The organism is Paraburkholderia sp. D1E (genome assembly GCF_052682275.1).
Genome location: NZ_JBQYMB010000001.1, coordinates 2,188,620 through 2,203,962, shown reverse-complemented (window position 1 = coordinate 2,203,962; position 15,343 = coordinate 2,188,620). Strand labels below are relative to the sequence as shown.

The 15,343-nt window shown below is 62.6% G+C and carries 13 protein-coding genes; 1 reads left to right on the top strand and 12 read right to left on the bottom strand.

Going from position 1 to position 15,343, the window contains the following annotated elements:
• Position 1 precedes the first annotated feature (1 nt).
• From ACUN0E_RS10040 to ACUN0E_RS10025, 4 genes are all read right to left on the bottom strand, one after another.
• The gene (locus tag ACUN0E_RS10040) at positions 2–1,342 is read right to left on the bottom strand and encodes an MFS transporter (RefSeq protein ID WP_445566483.1); all 1,341 of its coding nucleotides are present in this window, start codon (positions 1,340–1,342) and stop codon (positions 2–4) included.
• A gap of 63 nt (positions 1,343–1,405) precedes the next feature.
• Positions 1,406–2,542: a porin gene (locus ACUN0E_RS10035; RefSeq protein ID WP_445566482.1), complete on the bottom strand. Its 1,137-nt coding sequence runs from the start codon at positions 2,540–2,542 to the stop codon at positions 1,406–1,408.
• 188 nt (positions 2,543–2,730) lie between these two features.
• Positions 2,731–3,642, bottom strand: coding sequence for a LysR family transcriptional regulator (locus ACUN0E_RS10030; protein ID WP_445566481.1), 912 nt, complete (start codon positions 3,640–3,642; stop codon positions 2,731–2,733).
• Between the two features lie 193 nt (positions 3,643–3,835).
• The gene (locus tag ACUN0E_RS10025) at positions 3,836–5,638 is read right to left on the bottom strand and encodes an ABC transporter transmembrane domain-containing protein (protein ID WP_445566480.1); all 1,803 of its coding nucleotides are present in this window, start codon (positions 5,636–5,638) and stop codon (positions 3,836–3,838) included.
• Between the two features lie 235 nt (positions 5,639–5,873).
• Here ACUN0E_RS10025 and ACUN0E_RS10020 point away from each other — a divergent pair, with 235 nt between their 5' ends.
• Positions 5,874–6,065, top strand: coding sequence for a hypothetical protein (locus ACUN0E_RS10020; protein ID WP_149667994.1), 192 nt, complete (start codon positions 5,874–5,876; stop codon positions 6,063–6,065).
• Positions 6,066–6,119: 54 nt separating this feature from the next.
• On the opposite strand, the gene ACUN0E_RS10015 is transcribed toward ACUN0E_RS10020, so the two are convergent.
• The 8 genes from ACUN0E_RS10015 to ACUN0E_RS09980 all read right to left on the bottom strand — a co-directional run bounded on the left by ACUN0E_RS10015 (position 6,120) and on the right by ACUN0E_RS09980 (position 15,313).
• The gene (locus ACUN0E_RS10015; protein ID WP_445566479.1) at positions 6,120–6,839 is read right to left on the bottom strand and encodes an ABC transporter substrate-binding protein; all 720 of its coding nucleotides are present in this window, start codon (positions 6,837–6,839) and stop codon (positions 6,120–6,122) included.
• Positions 6,840–7,039: 200 nt separating this feature from the next.
• A complete protein-coding gene (locus ACUN0E_RS10010; protein ID WP_445566478.1) occupies positions 7,040–8,404 on the bottom strand; it encodes an MFS transporter in 1,365 nt (454 codons plus the stop codon).
• 51 nt (positions 8,405–8,455) lie between these two features.
• Positions 8,456–9,706, bottom strand: a complete 1,251-nt coding sequence (locus ACUN0E_RS10005) for an amidohydrolase family protein (RefSeq protein ID WP_445566477.1) — start codon at positions 9,704–9,706, stop codon at positions 8,456–8,458.
• Positions 9,707–9,868: 162 nt separating this feature from the next.
• On the bottom strand, positions 9,869–11,218 hold the full coding sequence (locus ACUN0E_RS10000; RefSeq protein ID WP_445566476.1) for a hypothetical protein: 1,350 nt from the start codon (positions 11,216–11,218) through the stop codon (positions 9,869–9,871).
• On the bottom strand, positions 11,215–12,807 hold the full coding sequence (locus ACUN0E_RS09995) for a vWA domain-containing protein (RefSeq protein WP_445566475.1): 1,593 nt from the start codon (positions 12,805–12,807) through the stop codon (positions 11,215–11,217). Before ACUN0E_RS09995 ends, ACUN0E_RS10000 begins: the two co-directional genes overlap by 4 nt.
• Positions 12,797–13,834 carry a vWA domain-containing protein gene (locus ACUN0E_RS09990; protein ID WP_445566474.1) on the bottom strand — a complete coding sequence of 346 codons (1,038 nt, stop codon included), beginning with the start codon at positions 13,832–13,834 and terminating at the stop codon, positions 12,797–12,799. The genes ACUN0E_RS09995 and ACUN0E_RS09990 overlap by 11 nt, the downstream gene beginning before the upstream one ends.
• Positions 13,821–14,351, bottom strand: coding sequence for a DUF4381 domain-containing protein (locus ACUN0E_RS09985; RefSeq protein WP_445566473.1), 531 nt, complete (start codon positions 14,349–14,351; stop codon positions 13,821–13,823). Before ACUN0E_RS09985 ends, ACUN0E_RS09990 begins: the two co-directional genes overlap by 14 nt.
• Positions 14,348–15,313: a DUF58 domain-containing protein gene (locus tag ACUN0E_RS09980; RefSeq protein WP_408338948.1), complete on the bottom strand. Its 966-nt coding sequence runs from the start codon at positions 15,311–15,313 to the stop codon at positions 14,348–14,350. The genes ACUN0E_RS09985 and ACUN0E_RS09980 overlap by 4 nt, the downstream gene beginning before the upstream one ends.
• Positions 15,314–15,343: the final 30 nt, after the last annotated feature.

Sequence of the window (15,343 nt, the reverse complement as noted above, 5' to 3'; positions counted from 1 at the left end):
TTCAGGACGGGCGGGCGTGCAGCACGCGCGGCGCGGCTGCGGGCATGCTGAACATGCACAGTGCGGCAATCAGCGCGGGCACCGCGACCAGCATGAACAAGGTCTCATAGCCCAAGCCCGACGACAGCAGGAATCCCCCCATCACCGAGCCGAGCATCGAGCCGAACCGGCCGATGCCGGTGGCCCACGCCACACCTGTCGCGCGGCTGGTGGTTGGATAGTGAGTCGCCGCCAGACCGTTGACGCCGACCTGCGAACCGCTGATGCAAAAGCCCGCGAGAAAAACAATCGGGCCGAGCACCGCGGGTGTCGTGTAGGTCTGTCCGACCAGATAGATCACAGCGCCGGCGAGACAGTACGCGCAACCCAGCACCCGGTGCGGCGTTGCCAGATCCATGACGCGACCGAGCAGCAGACCGCCGCACGTGCCGCCGACGGACCAGAGCGCCGTAGTCAGCGCCGCTGTCTTCATCGAGCCGCCGGAATGGGTGATGATGGTCGGCAGCCAGCTCGACATCAGATACAGCACCGACAGGCCCATGAAGAAGGTCGTCCACAGCAGCAGCGTGCCACGGCGATAAGGCGCCACCAGCAGTTCGCGCACCGCCGAGCGCAGCCGCTCCGGTTCACGCGCGACAAATTGGCTATCCTCCCGCACCGCGGCGGCCGCGATGCGTTGGCCGAAAGCACGCAGATCCGCTTGCCGATCCGGACGGCGCAGTGCGAGAAAGCGCATCGACTCCGGCAGCCACAACCACAACACCGGCAGCAGCAACAAAGGCGCCACCCCGCCGACGATCAACATGGCGTGCCACCCGAAGCGCGAAATCACCTGCGAAGCCACCACCCCGCCGAACGCCGAGCCGAGCGAATTGCCGCACAGCATGATCGTGATGATGGTCAGGCGCCGGCGCGCGGGGGCATATTCCGCCGTCAGCGTCACCGCGGTCGGCGTGGCGCCACCGATGCCGACCCCGGCGACGAATCGCAGCAACGCCAGCTCCGTCACGTTGGTGGCCAGCAGGCTGAACAGCGTCGCGAAGCCGAAAAACGCGACCGATGCGAGCATCACCGGCCTTCTTCCGTAACGGTCGGCGAGCGGGCCGAAGATCAGCGAGCCGGCCATCATGCCGATCAGGCCAAACAGGAAAATCGGCGAGAGCTGGTTGACCGTCAGCCCCCACGACGCGCGCACCGACGGCGCGATATACGCGGCGAGCCCGATATCGATACCGTCGATCGCCACCGTCAGGAAGCAAAGCACGATGACCAGCCACTGGAAACGGCTGAGTGGCTGCGTATCGACAAACTCCTGCACATCGATCAAATCATTCTGCTTCATGCTGCATGTCTCCTGCTCACATCCTGTTTTGCGCGCGTGGTTCGGCGGGTCGATGCCGGTGTCTTAGAAGAGCTTTCTGAGGCCTACTCGCAGGGCCAGCTGATTCGAGTTGCTCGACGGCGATAATCCGAACAGATCCGCGACAGCCTGTTTGCCGGTCGAATCGACGCCGCTCGCGTGTTGCCAGATAGTCATGCCGTACACGTAAGTCGACTTCGAGAAGAGATAGGCTGTACCGGCTTCGAGCGAGTTGTAGTGACCGCCTGGCGAAGCACTGTACTGCCATGCCACGCCGCCCATTGTGGCCGGCGTGAAATTGAACGCGTAATTCAACTGGTAGTTGTTGAACGCGGCGTTCGCGGGCGCCGTGCGATTCGACGCCGTTCGGACAATGTCGAGAAACCGCACATTCGAATACAGAAACGACCATTGAGAGCGGCCATATACGTATTTCGCGCCGCCGCCGAGCACCTGCTGGCTGGTCGCAGTCACATAGTTCTGGAAAATCGGATTGGTGACCGGATTGGTAAAAGCCGCGCCCGTCACCGGCGAGGCGCTCGCACCGAAAATCGAGGTCGCCGGCGTTCGCATGTTCATGTACGCGCCCGCAAGCGTGAGGCCGCCATTCACATATTGCGCGCCGGCGCCGTAAGTCCTGTCGTGCGAAAAATCGCCCGGCGTACCACCGAGGCTCAGCATCGCGCTGTAGTTGAAGCCGTGATAGACCGGGCTTTCGTATTTGATCACGTTGCTGATCTTGTTGTAATTCCACGAACCGTCGATATCGCCGAGCGTGGCGCCGAGCCCGCCCGCGAACAGAAAACTGGTGCTCAGCGGCACGAAGTAGTCGTTGGTCATGGAGTACTGACGGCCCAGGTAGACATTGCCCCAGTCGCCGCTCAGACCCACGAACGCCTGTCTGCCAAAGAGGGTATTGGCGGGCTGAAAGGCCCCCGTTTCGACACTGAAGCCCGCCTCGAGCACGAAGATCGCCTTGAGGTTCGAGCCCAGATCCTCCACGCCACGCATGCCGAACTTGTCGCCGGCGCGCCCGCCGCTATAGGTTTGCACGGCCGACTTGCCGCCCTGATTGTTGGTATAGGTGAGCGCGCTATCCACCGCCCCGTATAGCGTCACACTACTTTGCGCGTGCGCTAGCGCGCACGCCGCCAATGGCAGGCAAGCAACCAGATGTTTCAATTCCGTCTCCTGTTCGTTATCCGGGGCCGCGGCTGGCGCACCCTCTTTTTTAACGAGGGCACCCGGTAATGGGTGACCTGTCAGGAAATGATCGCCGAAACGGGCGGCCGGAAATAGCAGCAAACGGGAAGTTCAGAACACGGTTTCTGGAAAATATCGGCGCGCGCGGCCGGAAGCGGCGACACACGTCAGAGGAAATCGTCCTCACGGGCGAGCTCGGCGAGGCCCTGCGTCAGAAAATCGAGCAGCGCGTGGAACAACTTCGGATTGTTGTGATCCGCTGGGCGCAGCACCTTGATCCAGAAGTCCGGCAACTCGAAACCTGTGAGGATCTGCACGAGTTGCCCCTGCTTGACACTCGCCTTCGCGCGGTAACGCGGCAGCACCGCAATGCCGAGACCGTCCACGGTAGCGCGATGCATCGCGTCGATGTCGTTGGTCGAGAACGCGCTATTGACGGCCACGTCGATGCGGCCCGAGCCATGTTCGTCGAAGGTCCACGTGCGAACCGGACTGACATACGAATAGAGCAGACATTGATGCGCGGGCAACTCGGATGGATGAGCCGGCTCGCCGTATTTCTCCAGATACGCCGGCGCCGCATAGACGAGCCGCTTGAACGGGCAGAGCGGAAATTCCTCGACGCCCTCATAGGCGACCGGCAAACCCGTGATCACGAAATCGAAGCCCTCGAGCAGGGGATCGACCGGCCGGTTCCTCAATTGCAACTCGATGTCGACTTTCGGATGAGCACGGAAAAAGTCGTTCAGCAGTTTGCCGAGAAAATGATTCGTGAACGACGACGGTGCCTTGATCCGCAATCTGCCCGTGAGCGCCGGGCCATCGTCGACGGGGCCGCTCATCAGGCGCTCATAGGAGGCGAGAAAATCGCGCGCCAAGGCAACCGTCTCTCTCCCGCTCGAGGTCAGATGCAAACTGCGCGTGGTGCGTTGAAACAGCAGCGTGTTCAGTTCTTTTTCGAGCGCACCGACCCGTTTGGTGACCACCGAGCCCGCCAGGTTCAAGCGCAGCGCAGCGCCGGAAAAACTGCCGATCTCCGCCACCGCGAGAAACGCCCGAACGTTTTCTACGCTGTCCATATGTAACCGTTTCCGATAGTTTTTCTATTCAACTGCCTTGCAGCAGCTCAGTCGATTATGATTTTTTGCCGTCGCAAGTATAACGATCGGCAGCGATCCGGCCTGGACCGCACTCTCGCGCCGCCAAAGGCCGACGTTAAGGACAGACGTTGCGACTTCACGCAGACCCAACAGAATCGCTCACAGCACCCCGCTATGCCGTCTGTCCCAACTGCTCGCCGAACTGCAGCGCGGCAAGCTGGGCATAGAGCGGCGAACTCAGAAGAAGCTCGGCATGACGACCCTGCGCGACGATGCGACCTTGTTCCAGCACGACAATGCGGTCGGCCTGTTGTACGGTCGCGAGACGATGCGCGATGACCAGCGTGGTGCGGTTTTGCGCGGCGTTGTCCAGCGCCTTCTGGACCAGCCGTTCGCTGGCGGCGTCGAGCGCGCTCGTGGCTTCGTCGAGCAGCAGGATGGGCGGGTTCTTCAGAATCGCGCGAGCGATCGCAATGCGCTGGCGTTGCCCGCCAGACAACCGCACGCCGCGCTCGCCGAGAAACGTGTCGTAGCCTTGCGGCAGTTCTTCGATAAAGCCGGCCGCGGCGGCCATGTCGGCAGCCCGTTGTACTTGCGCAAGCGTGGCGTCCGGCGCGCCGTAGCGGATGTTGTCCAGCACGCTTCCTGAAAAGATCACCGACTCCTGCAACACCACCCCGATTTCCTTGCGCAATTCGACGAGCGGCACGTCGCGCGTCGGCACACCGTTGATCAGAATGCTGCCGGACTGCGGATCGTAAAAACGGAGCAGCAGTTGGAATAGCGTGGTCTTGCCCGCGCCCGACGGCCCGACCAGGGCGACATGTTCGCCCGGACGGACATCGAGTGAGAGGCAGGAAAGCGCGGCAATGCCAGGGCGCGAAGGATACGAGAAGCCGACGTTGTCGAAGCGGATGCCCTCGCCTCGCGCAGGCAGTGCGACCGTGGTTTCGGCCTGGACCACCGGCGAGCGCGCCGCCAGCAATTGCAGCAACCGTTCGGTCGCGCCGGCCGCGCGCTGCAGATCGCCCCACACCTCGGCAACGGCTCCCACGGCGCCGGCCGTGAACACGGCGTAGAGGATGAACTGGGACAATTGGCCTGCCGTCATCCGGCCGGCGAGCACCGCCTGTGCGCCAAGCCATAGCACGAACACGATGGCGGTGAACACCAGCACGATCACCACGGCGGTCAACCAGGCGCGCGCGCGAATGCGCGTGAGCGCCGTCTCAAAGGCCGCCTCCACCGCGCTGGTAAACCGCCGCGTCTCAAAGGGCTCCTGCGTGTACGACTGAACGGTCGGCATGGCGTTGAGCACCTCGCCCGCCAACGCGCTCGTGTTCGCGATCTTGTCCTGGCTCGCGCGCGAGAGCCGCCGCACGCGCCGGCCGAAGATCACAATGGGCGCGACCACCACGATCAGCGTCGCGATGATATAGCCCGACAGCACCGGGCTCGTCACCGCCAGCATCGCCACGCCACCGGTCAGCAGGAAGAAATTGCGCAACCCCAGTGACAGGCTGGTGCCGACTACCGCCTGGATCAACGTGGTATCGGCCGTGAGCCGTGAGAGCACCTCACCGGTCTGTGTGGTCTCGAAGAACTGCGGACTCATCCCCAGCACGTGGTCATAGACCGCACGCCGCAAGTCGGCCGTGACCCGCTCGCCCAGCCATGACACGAGGTAGAAGCGCAGCGCCGTGGCGCCAGCCAGTACCAGTGAAACGATAAATAGCGCAAAGAAATAACGATCGATGTGCGCCCGGTCTCCCCCCGCAAAGCCACGATCGATCAGGTATTTGAACGCCACCGGCAACACCAGGGTGGCGCCTGCCGACGTTACCAGCGCGAGAAACGCGAGCGCCCAGCGGCCGGCATAGGGGCGCAGGAAGGGAAGCAGGGCAAACAGGGGGCCAATACGGGCTGAAGGCGGTGAAGGTGGTGAAGGTGACGAAAGCGGGACAGCGTCTGGCATGAGAATTCCCAAGCGACTCGAAAGTCACCCGATTGTGCCAGTCCTGCGGATTCAACGTCGGTTCATGTAAAAGCCTGACGCGGATTCATCAGTGCTTCTGTGTCCGCCGCGCACCGTCCTGAAGGGCTGACGGCCTGTCTAGCTGGGCGTCGGTCGTCAGACTGCCTCCGCGTACTTGCTGCGAGTGCTCATCTGGTTCAAGATCAAGCCGACTCATCCGGAACAGGCCATTCCCATGACAGACGACTCCGATCCCGACAAACTGAAAGGCCCCGGCGGCCTGACGTTGCGCCAGATCCACGAACAGGTGCAGAAGAGTGTCGAGCGCGACCGCGAAGAGCAGGCGTCACGCAATGCTATCGCTCCGCAGAGGAGCAGATGGCAACGTTGGGTGCGTTACGTGTGGGGCCGCAGCGGGCGTCGTTAGGCGGCGAGATTATTCCCGCCAGGGCGGTCGCACTCGCCGCTTACCGGTCGCGTCCTAGTCATTGTCTTTCGCAACGGCCGCGCCAGCGATGCCATGACGCGCGAGAGCCGCCGCGACGAAGCCCGACGCTTTCATGTCCTCGACGAACTTCGCAAGATAGGCGGCCGCTTCATCGCCTCTTGCTTTCGGCACACCCATCGCCTGACGGATCACCATGAAGCGTTGATCGAGCAACCGCAACCCACCCGCTTTGGCCGCATCTTTTTCCAGTTGCTGTTTGACGCCTGCGGCCACGTCCAGATGCTGATCCAGAAAGCCCTCCACCACCGCCGGCGAAGTCGGAATCCGGACGATCGTCGCGCGATGCAGTTCTCGCGTCAGGAACAGATCGTAGGCACTGCCTTTGCCGACCGCGACCGTCACACCAGGTTGGTCAACCTGCTCGTTGGCGCTAATCGGCGACGCGTCGCGAACGAGATAAAAGCCTTCGATCAACACATAGGGTTTCGTGAAACTGATTTCCTCTCCGCGCTTTGGATCGACGGCGAAGAAGCCAATATCGGCCTTGTCCTGATTCACGTTTTCAACCGAAGCCCCCGCCGATTTGACCGCGACCAGTTGCAGAGGCACGCCGAGTCGTTTGGCGAATTCGGTGGCGAGATCGACGGACACGCCGACCGGTTTTCCCGTCGCCGGATCGAGACTTGCGAGGACTGGATTGCCGAGATTGATCGACGCACGCAAGGTGCCGCTCGGTGCGAATATTTTCGCCATTGATGTGCCTTTCTGATTCGACGGTTGTAAACCCGTTGTTGGTGAAGCGCTCGCGCCTTGCGTTTGCGCGAAAGCGGGCATCGAAATGGACAAGGGCAAGATGACAGCCAGTGCCAGCACGGCTGCCAACCTTGTGAAAACAGTACTGCGGCATGTCGTGATTGAAAGCTTCGTCATCCTGGATGGTCGGGAGTTAACGATCAGATTTGCTCGGCCGCGATGTCCTCGAGTGACCTTCCGCGCGTCGGCACCCCCATGAGTACCACGGCCAGCGCACCAATTAGCAGCACAAGCGTCGTCGCACCGAACACCCCGGCAAAGCCCAGCAACGGATAAACGTACCCGACAAGGATAGGCGCAGCAATCGCCCCCAGCCGGCCAATTGACGAAGCGAGCCCCGTGCCCGTTGCGCGCACGTCGGTGGGGAAAACCTCCGGGGTGTAAGCATAAACGCCGGCATAGGTGCCGTTCATGAAGAACGACAGCAGGATTCCCGACATCATGATGCCGGCATCCGTACGCGTCAACGCAAGCCCGAGCGCCGATACGCCGCCCAATATCATGTATGACGCGATCGTTGCCTGCCGGCCGATCTTCTCGTTGAGCCACGCGCCTGAAAAGTACCCTGGGATCTGCGCACAGTAAATCACGAGCGAATAGGAAAAGCTTCGCGTGATCGTCATCCCGTTCTGAACCAGCAAGCCGGGAATCCACGTGAAAAAAGCGTAGTAGCTGAACGTGATGGATAGCCACATCAGCCACGTCATGGCCGTGATGCGCGCGAGTTTTGCCGACCACAACGCCTTGACGTTCGCGACAATCGAGGCGCGTCCGGCTGCGAGCGGAACGGATCCGTCGCGCACGGGTGGCAGCGGCTCCAACTGCACGCCGGTCTGGGTTATCTCCGCCTCCATCCGCGACACGATCGCATCGGCCTCCGCGTGCCGGTCGCGCGCCTCGAGCCAGCGCGGCGACTCGGGCAACGCGCGGCGCCACCAGAGCAGCATCAGAATGGGTAGCGCGGTAATGACCATGACTGCGCGCCACGCATTGGGTGCGAGCGGGATCACCAGATAGCCGAGCAGTGCGGCCGCCACAAAGCCAAAGGAGAAAAACCCCGCGAGGCTGCCGGTGAAACTCCCGCGATACCGTCGCGCCACGAACTCCGAGAGAAACGGCGCGACGATGGCGCTCTCCGCGCCTGTCCCCAACCCGGCGGCAATACGCGTCGCAAGAAAAAATCCCCAATCATTCGCGAACGCGCTGGCAAGCGACGCTATGCAGTAAATCACGAGCGCATACATCATGACCTTGCGCCGACCGATGATATCGCCGAGCATGCCCGCGAGCATCGCGCCGGCGAAATAGCCGATGAACGTGCCGCTTCCCAGCACGCCCGTCTGCACACTCGTCAGCCCCCATTGCGTGCGCAATACCGGCAGCAGGAAAGCGAGCACGGCAGCGTCCATCGCATCGAAGGTATAGCCGAGGCCGCCCATCAACAGCAGACGGCGATGAAAACCTGAAAACGGCAGACGCTCGATACGGGCGGCGATCATCGACATGAACAGGCTCCGATAGGAACGGCGGGAAGCTGCGGACGCAGGGCGATACGTTCAAACGCTCTCGAGCTCGTTGACGAAGATTCGCCCGTCTTTCATCACGAGCGGAATATGCTCGCCTTGACCTAACAGGCAGTCGACGGACTTCAGAGGATTGCCATCCACCACCAGCACATCGGCATGAGCACCCGGCATGATTCTGCCGAGCTTGTCCTGCATACCGAGCACTTCCGCGCCCACGAGCGTCGCGCTTGCGATCGCCTCGGCCGGCGACAGGACTTCAGCCAGGATCCGGAACTCATCGCTTTGCAAGCGCTGCGCCTCGCCGAGCAAGTCCGTGCCAAAGCCCATCTTGACCCCGGCGCGCTTCATGATTTCAATCGAGTGCATGCCGGCGCCATGCACGTCCGCGACCTTGGCAAGGCTTGCCGGTGGCAGCCCGTATTTCTCGCCTTCGCTTGCAAGGGCGTCATACGTGACAAGGGTTGGCACAACATACGCGCCGTGCTCCGCGACGAGGCGGGCGGTCTCGTCGTCAATCAGATTGCCGTGCTCGATCGTGCGCACACCACAGCGCACAGCGCGCGCAATCGCCGCTGGCGTATAGGCATGCGCCAGCACATAGGTGCCGCGCCCCTGAGCTTCGGCGACGATGGCGCGGATTTCATCTTCGGAGTAACCGAATGCGCCGACCGGATCGGTCGGTGAAGCAACACCGCCCGAAGCCATGATCTTGATCTGGTCGGCGCCCATCTGCAGTTCTTCGCGTACGGCCCGGCGCACTTCATCGACGCCGTCCGCCACGCGGCCAAGCGCACCCACACGCACGCAGCATCCGCAGGGTGCATCGGGCGGCATGTAGTCGGAACGGGCGCGCGAATCGGCATGACCACCCGTCTGGCTTAACGCGCGGCCGGAAACAAAAAGGCGTGGACCTTCAATGAGCCCTGACTCGACCGCCTGCTTGAATGGATACCCGGCACCCCCTGCGTCACGCACGGTGGTAAAGCCGCGGCGCAGCATCGCGCGCATGATCGGCACGGCGCGCAGCGTAACCAGCACATTGGGTAGCGTCGCGACGCGCGGCAGGTTGAACTCGATCGCCACGACGTGCACATGCAGATCGATCAGCCCCGGCATGATCGTCTTGCCTTTAACGTCAATGACGCGCGCGTTGCTGCTTTTTATCGGCTTGTCGGAAACTTCGCGGACGAAACCGTCCTCGATGAGGACTTCGAAGCCCTCTAGCAGATCAGGGTGGGTAGGATCGAGAAGCGCGCCGTTACGTAGGAGGAAAGTGCTCAACTGTTGTCTCCTTCAGGTTTCAATCACAGCGCCCGGCGTCCGGGCCTCGCCGCAAGTATGCAGGCTGGCGCAGGTAAGCGCTGCCAGGATTTTCATCAAGATGGGTCTGATACGCCTCAAGTGTGGCCGCTGACAATTACCTGACGCACAGCGGCACGCGAATCACGCTTCATTGAGCGGCGGAAGTGGCGCCCTTTCCTGCTGCTGCAATCTTCTCTTTTTCCAGGCGCGTCGCAATGCGGTTTCCGCATCCTTCCAGTGAAAGTCGCGCGCAACACCTTCGGCAAAATGCACGGTCACCGCGTCGGCCAGCTCCGCTACCTTCGGGTCCTCTGCGCGAGGGAGATTCTCCAGCCGTGCCGGGTGTCCGAAGTCCCCGCTCCGGTCCATCCAGCGATACAAAGCCGGAATGGTGCGCGACCATTCGCCCTTACGCGCAACCGCACATAGCCCGCGCCACGCTACCGCTTCGCTTTCGAGCCATCGTTTTCGCGCGTCATCTACCTGATGTTTTGCGCGCCGCAGGAACATTGCGATGCGCCCACGTGCCCACACCACCACGAGAAGGCCCAGCGCGATCGCACAGCCGGCTATCAACTGTCCGCTGTGAATCACAATGATTCTGTGCGGAAGACCCTGGCTCATCACATCGGCAGGGATTTCAAAGAGAGGTTTCTCGCGCACGGTGGCCGCGGAAAACGTCACACCCGGCAACGCGATCGTCTCTTTCTTTTGCGTCTTCGTGTTCCACCAGTCGATCGTCACGGGCGGCAGTTTGAACCGGCCGCTGTGATCGGCAATGTAGGTCACGCTGTCAGTTCGCTCGCCCGCGACCAGTCCCACCCTGTCCTGCACGATATTGCGGGTCGTGGACGGTTTGGCGTAGCGCTTCAATCCGTCGACCTCGCCCAGATTCACCGGCGGAATCATCATCGATTCGGTGCCGGCCGCGCTCTGCGTAATGGTGCGCGTAATCGAATCCCCTACTCGAAGGTGCTGATTCGACGGTTCGATTTCTTGCGTGGCCGTGAGCTTTGGAGTCGGAAAGAATACTGCCATGTCCTGCGCACCCGGCGGCAAAGTCGTCACGAGTTTAAGCGCGGGGGTCATGACCTGCACCGGGGTGCTCATGCCACCCGGAAAGACGGTGATCGCAAAAGGCGGGATGTCATAGGTCTTGCCTGCCTGAGGCGCAATGCGATAGGCCCGGCTCACGCCGAACCAGCGCACACCGCCGATGTCCTCAGAAAGGTTGTCGGCCTGTTCGTCCGGCAGGCTCACGATCGCATCGGCGATGGTGAAGAGCGGCCAATTCGGCGCCTCGGTAAACCAGGTGGTCGTCAGCAGGTCGACGACAAGTTTGACCTCGCTGCCCGCTACAACCGGCCCGGCGGGTTCGAGATGTGCGCGAACCATGGTCCGCGGCGCGGGGTCGGCGAACGCCGGTGTCGAAACGCAAGCCGCGCCAAGCCACGCGATGACAAGCAGAAACCGCAGGAAAACCGCTGTCATGGCGTGCCCGCTCCCTTTGCATCGGATTCCTGTTCAAAGCGCTGCTGCAAAAACACGGCCGGCGACGTATTCAGATTGCGCATCCAGAGTTCTTCGCTCGGACGCGGTGCGCCCTCGATCACGGTCGACGTGCCCCGCCCTTTCTTTTTGTCCGTCTCCACCTGATCGGGCGGATCTTCCTCCGGGTCCATCTCATCCTGCTTGTCTTTTGCCAGCAGTCGCTGCAGGAAGTCCCGATTGGTGGCGGCCTCGGGCAGCACGGGCTGAAGTTTGAGCGCGTTGTCATACGCCTTGATGGCGGCGGCGTAGTCGTCGAGATGCGCGAGCGTATTGCCCATGTAGAAATACGCCTGCGCCGTTTTCAGACGCGAAAAACTTTCCAGGGCGCCGGTATAGTCGCCCGCGAGATATTGCGCGCGCCCCTTCCACATCGGATCGTCGAAGCGCTGTGCGGCGGTCCTATAATCGCCGTGCTCGAAATTCCAGCGGCCCTGCTGATCGTGCGTGGCGAACAGGTCGATCCAGTGCCACTCGGCGGCCTGTGCGTGACGGGGAATCGCGCTGAAGGCCAGCGAGATCAGAACCACAGGCAGCCACTTCACGGTCCAGCCGCGCCGGAAACTCCACAGCGCGAGCAGCAGTAACGGAAGGACGAGCCAGTAGCCTGTTTCCTTCCAGCGCGGCACGATCTTCGACTCCTCCTCTTGCGCGAGGTAAGCCTGCGCACGATGCTGGACCCACACCACGTCGTCATCGTCCACCCGCATGCTGGCGAGCGGAATACCGGCTTCATCCGCTACTTTGCGGATCGCATCGGCATCGAAGGTACCCATCAGCGGGCGGCCTTCAGAGTCCATCGCGATCATGCCGTCAGGGCCACGTATCGGGCCGCCGTTTTCCGTGCCGACCGCAAGCCACAGCAGTTGATGCCGCAGCGACTTGGCCTTTTGCACGAAAGCGTCGGTCTGATTCGTATCGAAGCCGTCGCTCATGAAAACGATCGTGCCCGCAGCGGGATCGTTCGCCAGAAGCCGTTCGGCCGCATCGAGTCCGGCGGTCGCGTTCTTCCCGTCGCGCGGCATCAGCGAGGGCGAAAGCGCCGGCACGTAGAGTTCGAGCATGGCCGGGTCCTCAGTGGGCGGCACCACAAGGTGACCCGTCGAGGCGAACACCACCAGCCCGGTGCGCGCGCCTTTGCGCGCCCTCGCCAGGTCGAGCACCTTCTGTTTGGCACGTTCCAGCCGCGTGGGCGCGACATCGGTTGCGTCCATCGAATGAGCCAGTTCAAGTACGACGACGAGCGGCGCCTTGTCCTGATTGAACGGCGGACGCTCCTGCTGCCAGCTCGGGCCCGCCGCGGCAAGCGCGCCGATGCCCAGCAGCAGAGCCAGCGTGTGAACCGGCTGAATCACGCGACGCTTCGTATCGCCAACGATCAGATGTTCCAGCAACATCGGATCGATGACGTTGCGCCAACGCGCCCGCACACTGTTGCGGCGAAACCAGACGAGCGGCAACAACACCGCGGGAATCAGCAGCAGCAACCATCCTGGCCGCAGAAAATGGAAGGCCGTCAGATCAATTTCCACGACGCACCTCCGCAATAGCCACGCGTTCCGGAGGTCGCTCGCGACGCGGCGCGCGCAGCACCGCAATCAGCAGCGCCAGCACGTGGTAGAGCGCGAAAATCACCACCGCCAACCCGGCCGGCACCCAGTAGAAATCACGCTGCGGCCGGTAGATTTCGCGCTTCACTTTCTCGGGCGTGAGTTTGTCGAGCGTGGCATAGACATCGGCCAGGTCCTGCTGCCGGCCGAGTGCGCGAAACGCACGGCCTCCGGTAATGCTTGAAATGCGCGCGAGCGCATCGAGATCGACCTTGTCCTCGCCAGTCGTATCCGGATCGCCTATTCCAATGGTATGGATCACCAATTTATGGTCTTTGGCGATTTCAGCAGCGCGCTCAGGTGGAATGGCGCTGCTGGTGTCATTGCCGTCGGTCAGCAAGATCAGCACCTTCTCCGGCGCCGGCGAGTTTGCCATCAGCTTGACCGTCAGGCCGATCGCGTCGCCAATGGCGGTACGCGGCCCCGCCATGCCGATCAGCATCTGGTCGAGCAGTACCTGCACGGCGGCGTGATCGAGCGTGAGGGGTGCCTGCGGATAGGCGGCGTCACCGAACACGACAAGGCCGAGGCGGTCACCCTTACGCTTCGCGATGAAATCGGACACCACCCGTTTGACCGCAGTCAACCGGTCCATCCGAACACCGGCGGCATCGACGAAATCACGCGTTGCCATCGAGCCCGACAGGTCGATGGCGAGCATCAGATCGCGCGCCGGCTCTTCGCGTACGATCGGCGCTTCGACATAGACCGGCTTGGCCGCAGCGATCACCAGCAACACCCACAGCAAGGGCAGCAGCAGACGTTGCAGCCAGTTACGGCGCAACCGCACGCCGCCGGGTGCCGGCTTTTCGCCGGCGGCCTGCGCCATTTCATGAAAAAACGGCATACGCACCGCGGAAGCCCTGGTGCGATAGGCCGGTACCAGCCACCACACGAAAAGAGGCAGAGGCAGCAGCGCGAACAGCCACGGGAAATCAAACTTCCACATGATGATGTTCGATCCAGTCGCGTGTATGGCCGATGAGCGCTGCCGCGTCGCTGTCGGAAACCCCGGCAACCACCTCGGGCGGTGCATAGCTCGCGAGGGCGAGGAGCGCCCCGCTTCTGGCGTCGAAGCGGCCGCGCGTACGTTGCAAAAACGCGAGCCACTCGCCGCCGGTCAGCGCAGCGACCTGCTCGCGCGGCGCGATCACGAGCGCGGTGCGCTTGATCAGGCGCGGTACGGCGGCGAGCGCATTCGCGCGTTGCTCACGGTCCGCGTGGGTGGACGCGAGACTGGCTTCGATGCTCTCCAGTTCGATGAGCGCGGCCCGCCGGTAGCGCTGCTTCTCGTGGCGGCGCCGGCCAAACCAGATCGCCACGCCAAGCGCCGCCAGCAGCACGACGGCAACGAACACCCAGCCGATCGTATGTGGTGCGTACGACACAGCCTCAGGCAATGGCAACTCCTGCAACGGCTTGAGCTGTCCTGACGAATCGGGTGGAACGGGCAACGCACGGCTCATAGACCGCTCCCCGTGCCAGGTCGCGCGCGCTGGCCGAAGAGCCGCCGCACCTGCTCGACCGTCGGCTCTGCCGTCGAGAGCGCCATCAGCGGTACGCCGCTTGAGCGCAGCAACTCCGCCACCTCGGCGGTGCGGCCACTGAACAGGCTCGATAGCGGCGCGCGAACCCGCTCCTGCTCGATACGCAGCTCCACCTGCAGATGCCCTTCGCTGACCACCAGCGCGCGGTGTTCGGGCATGTGCTGCCACAAGGGATCGAAGATCATTGCCGCGACGACGTCGTTGTGCGCAGACAACTGCCGCAACAGGCGCTGCGTGCGTTCGTTCGCACCGGCAAAATCGCTGATGATGCAGATCAGGTAGTCGTGACCGGCTAACTGAAGCACCCCTTCGAGCGCAGCGTTCAGTTGAGCGTAGTCAGTACGTGCTTCGCTATCTGCATGCAGCGCGCGGTTCATCCCAGCGAGTGCGCCGAACAGGACCTTGATGCGGCTGCGGCTGCGCAATGGCCTCACCCGTACGATCCGGTTATCGTTGAACAGCACGCCGCCGACGCGGTCGCCGGCGGTGAAACCCATCCACACGGCAAGCGCAGCCACTTCGGCGGCCACGACCGACTTGAAGGCGCGCCGCGACCCAAAAAACATGCTCATGCGTTGATCGACAACCACCAGCAGCGGCCGGTCACGCTCTTCGGTATAGGCGCGAATCTGCGGCTTGCCGAGACGCAGCGAGACCTTCCAGTCGATGTGACGGACATCGTCACCGGGCAGATAAGCGCGAATCTCTTCGAAATTGAGCCCGCGCCCGCGCAACCGCGACGCGTGGCTGCCTGAGAGCACGCTCGACACCGGCGCGGGTGCGATAAAGCTCAGCCCGCGGGCATGAAACTCGAGCTTCGCCAGATGCGCCGCGTCGACATACACGCGACCGATTGCAGCGTTCTCGGATTCGGACGTCATGACCACGGCGATCCCCCGCGTCGATGCGAC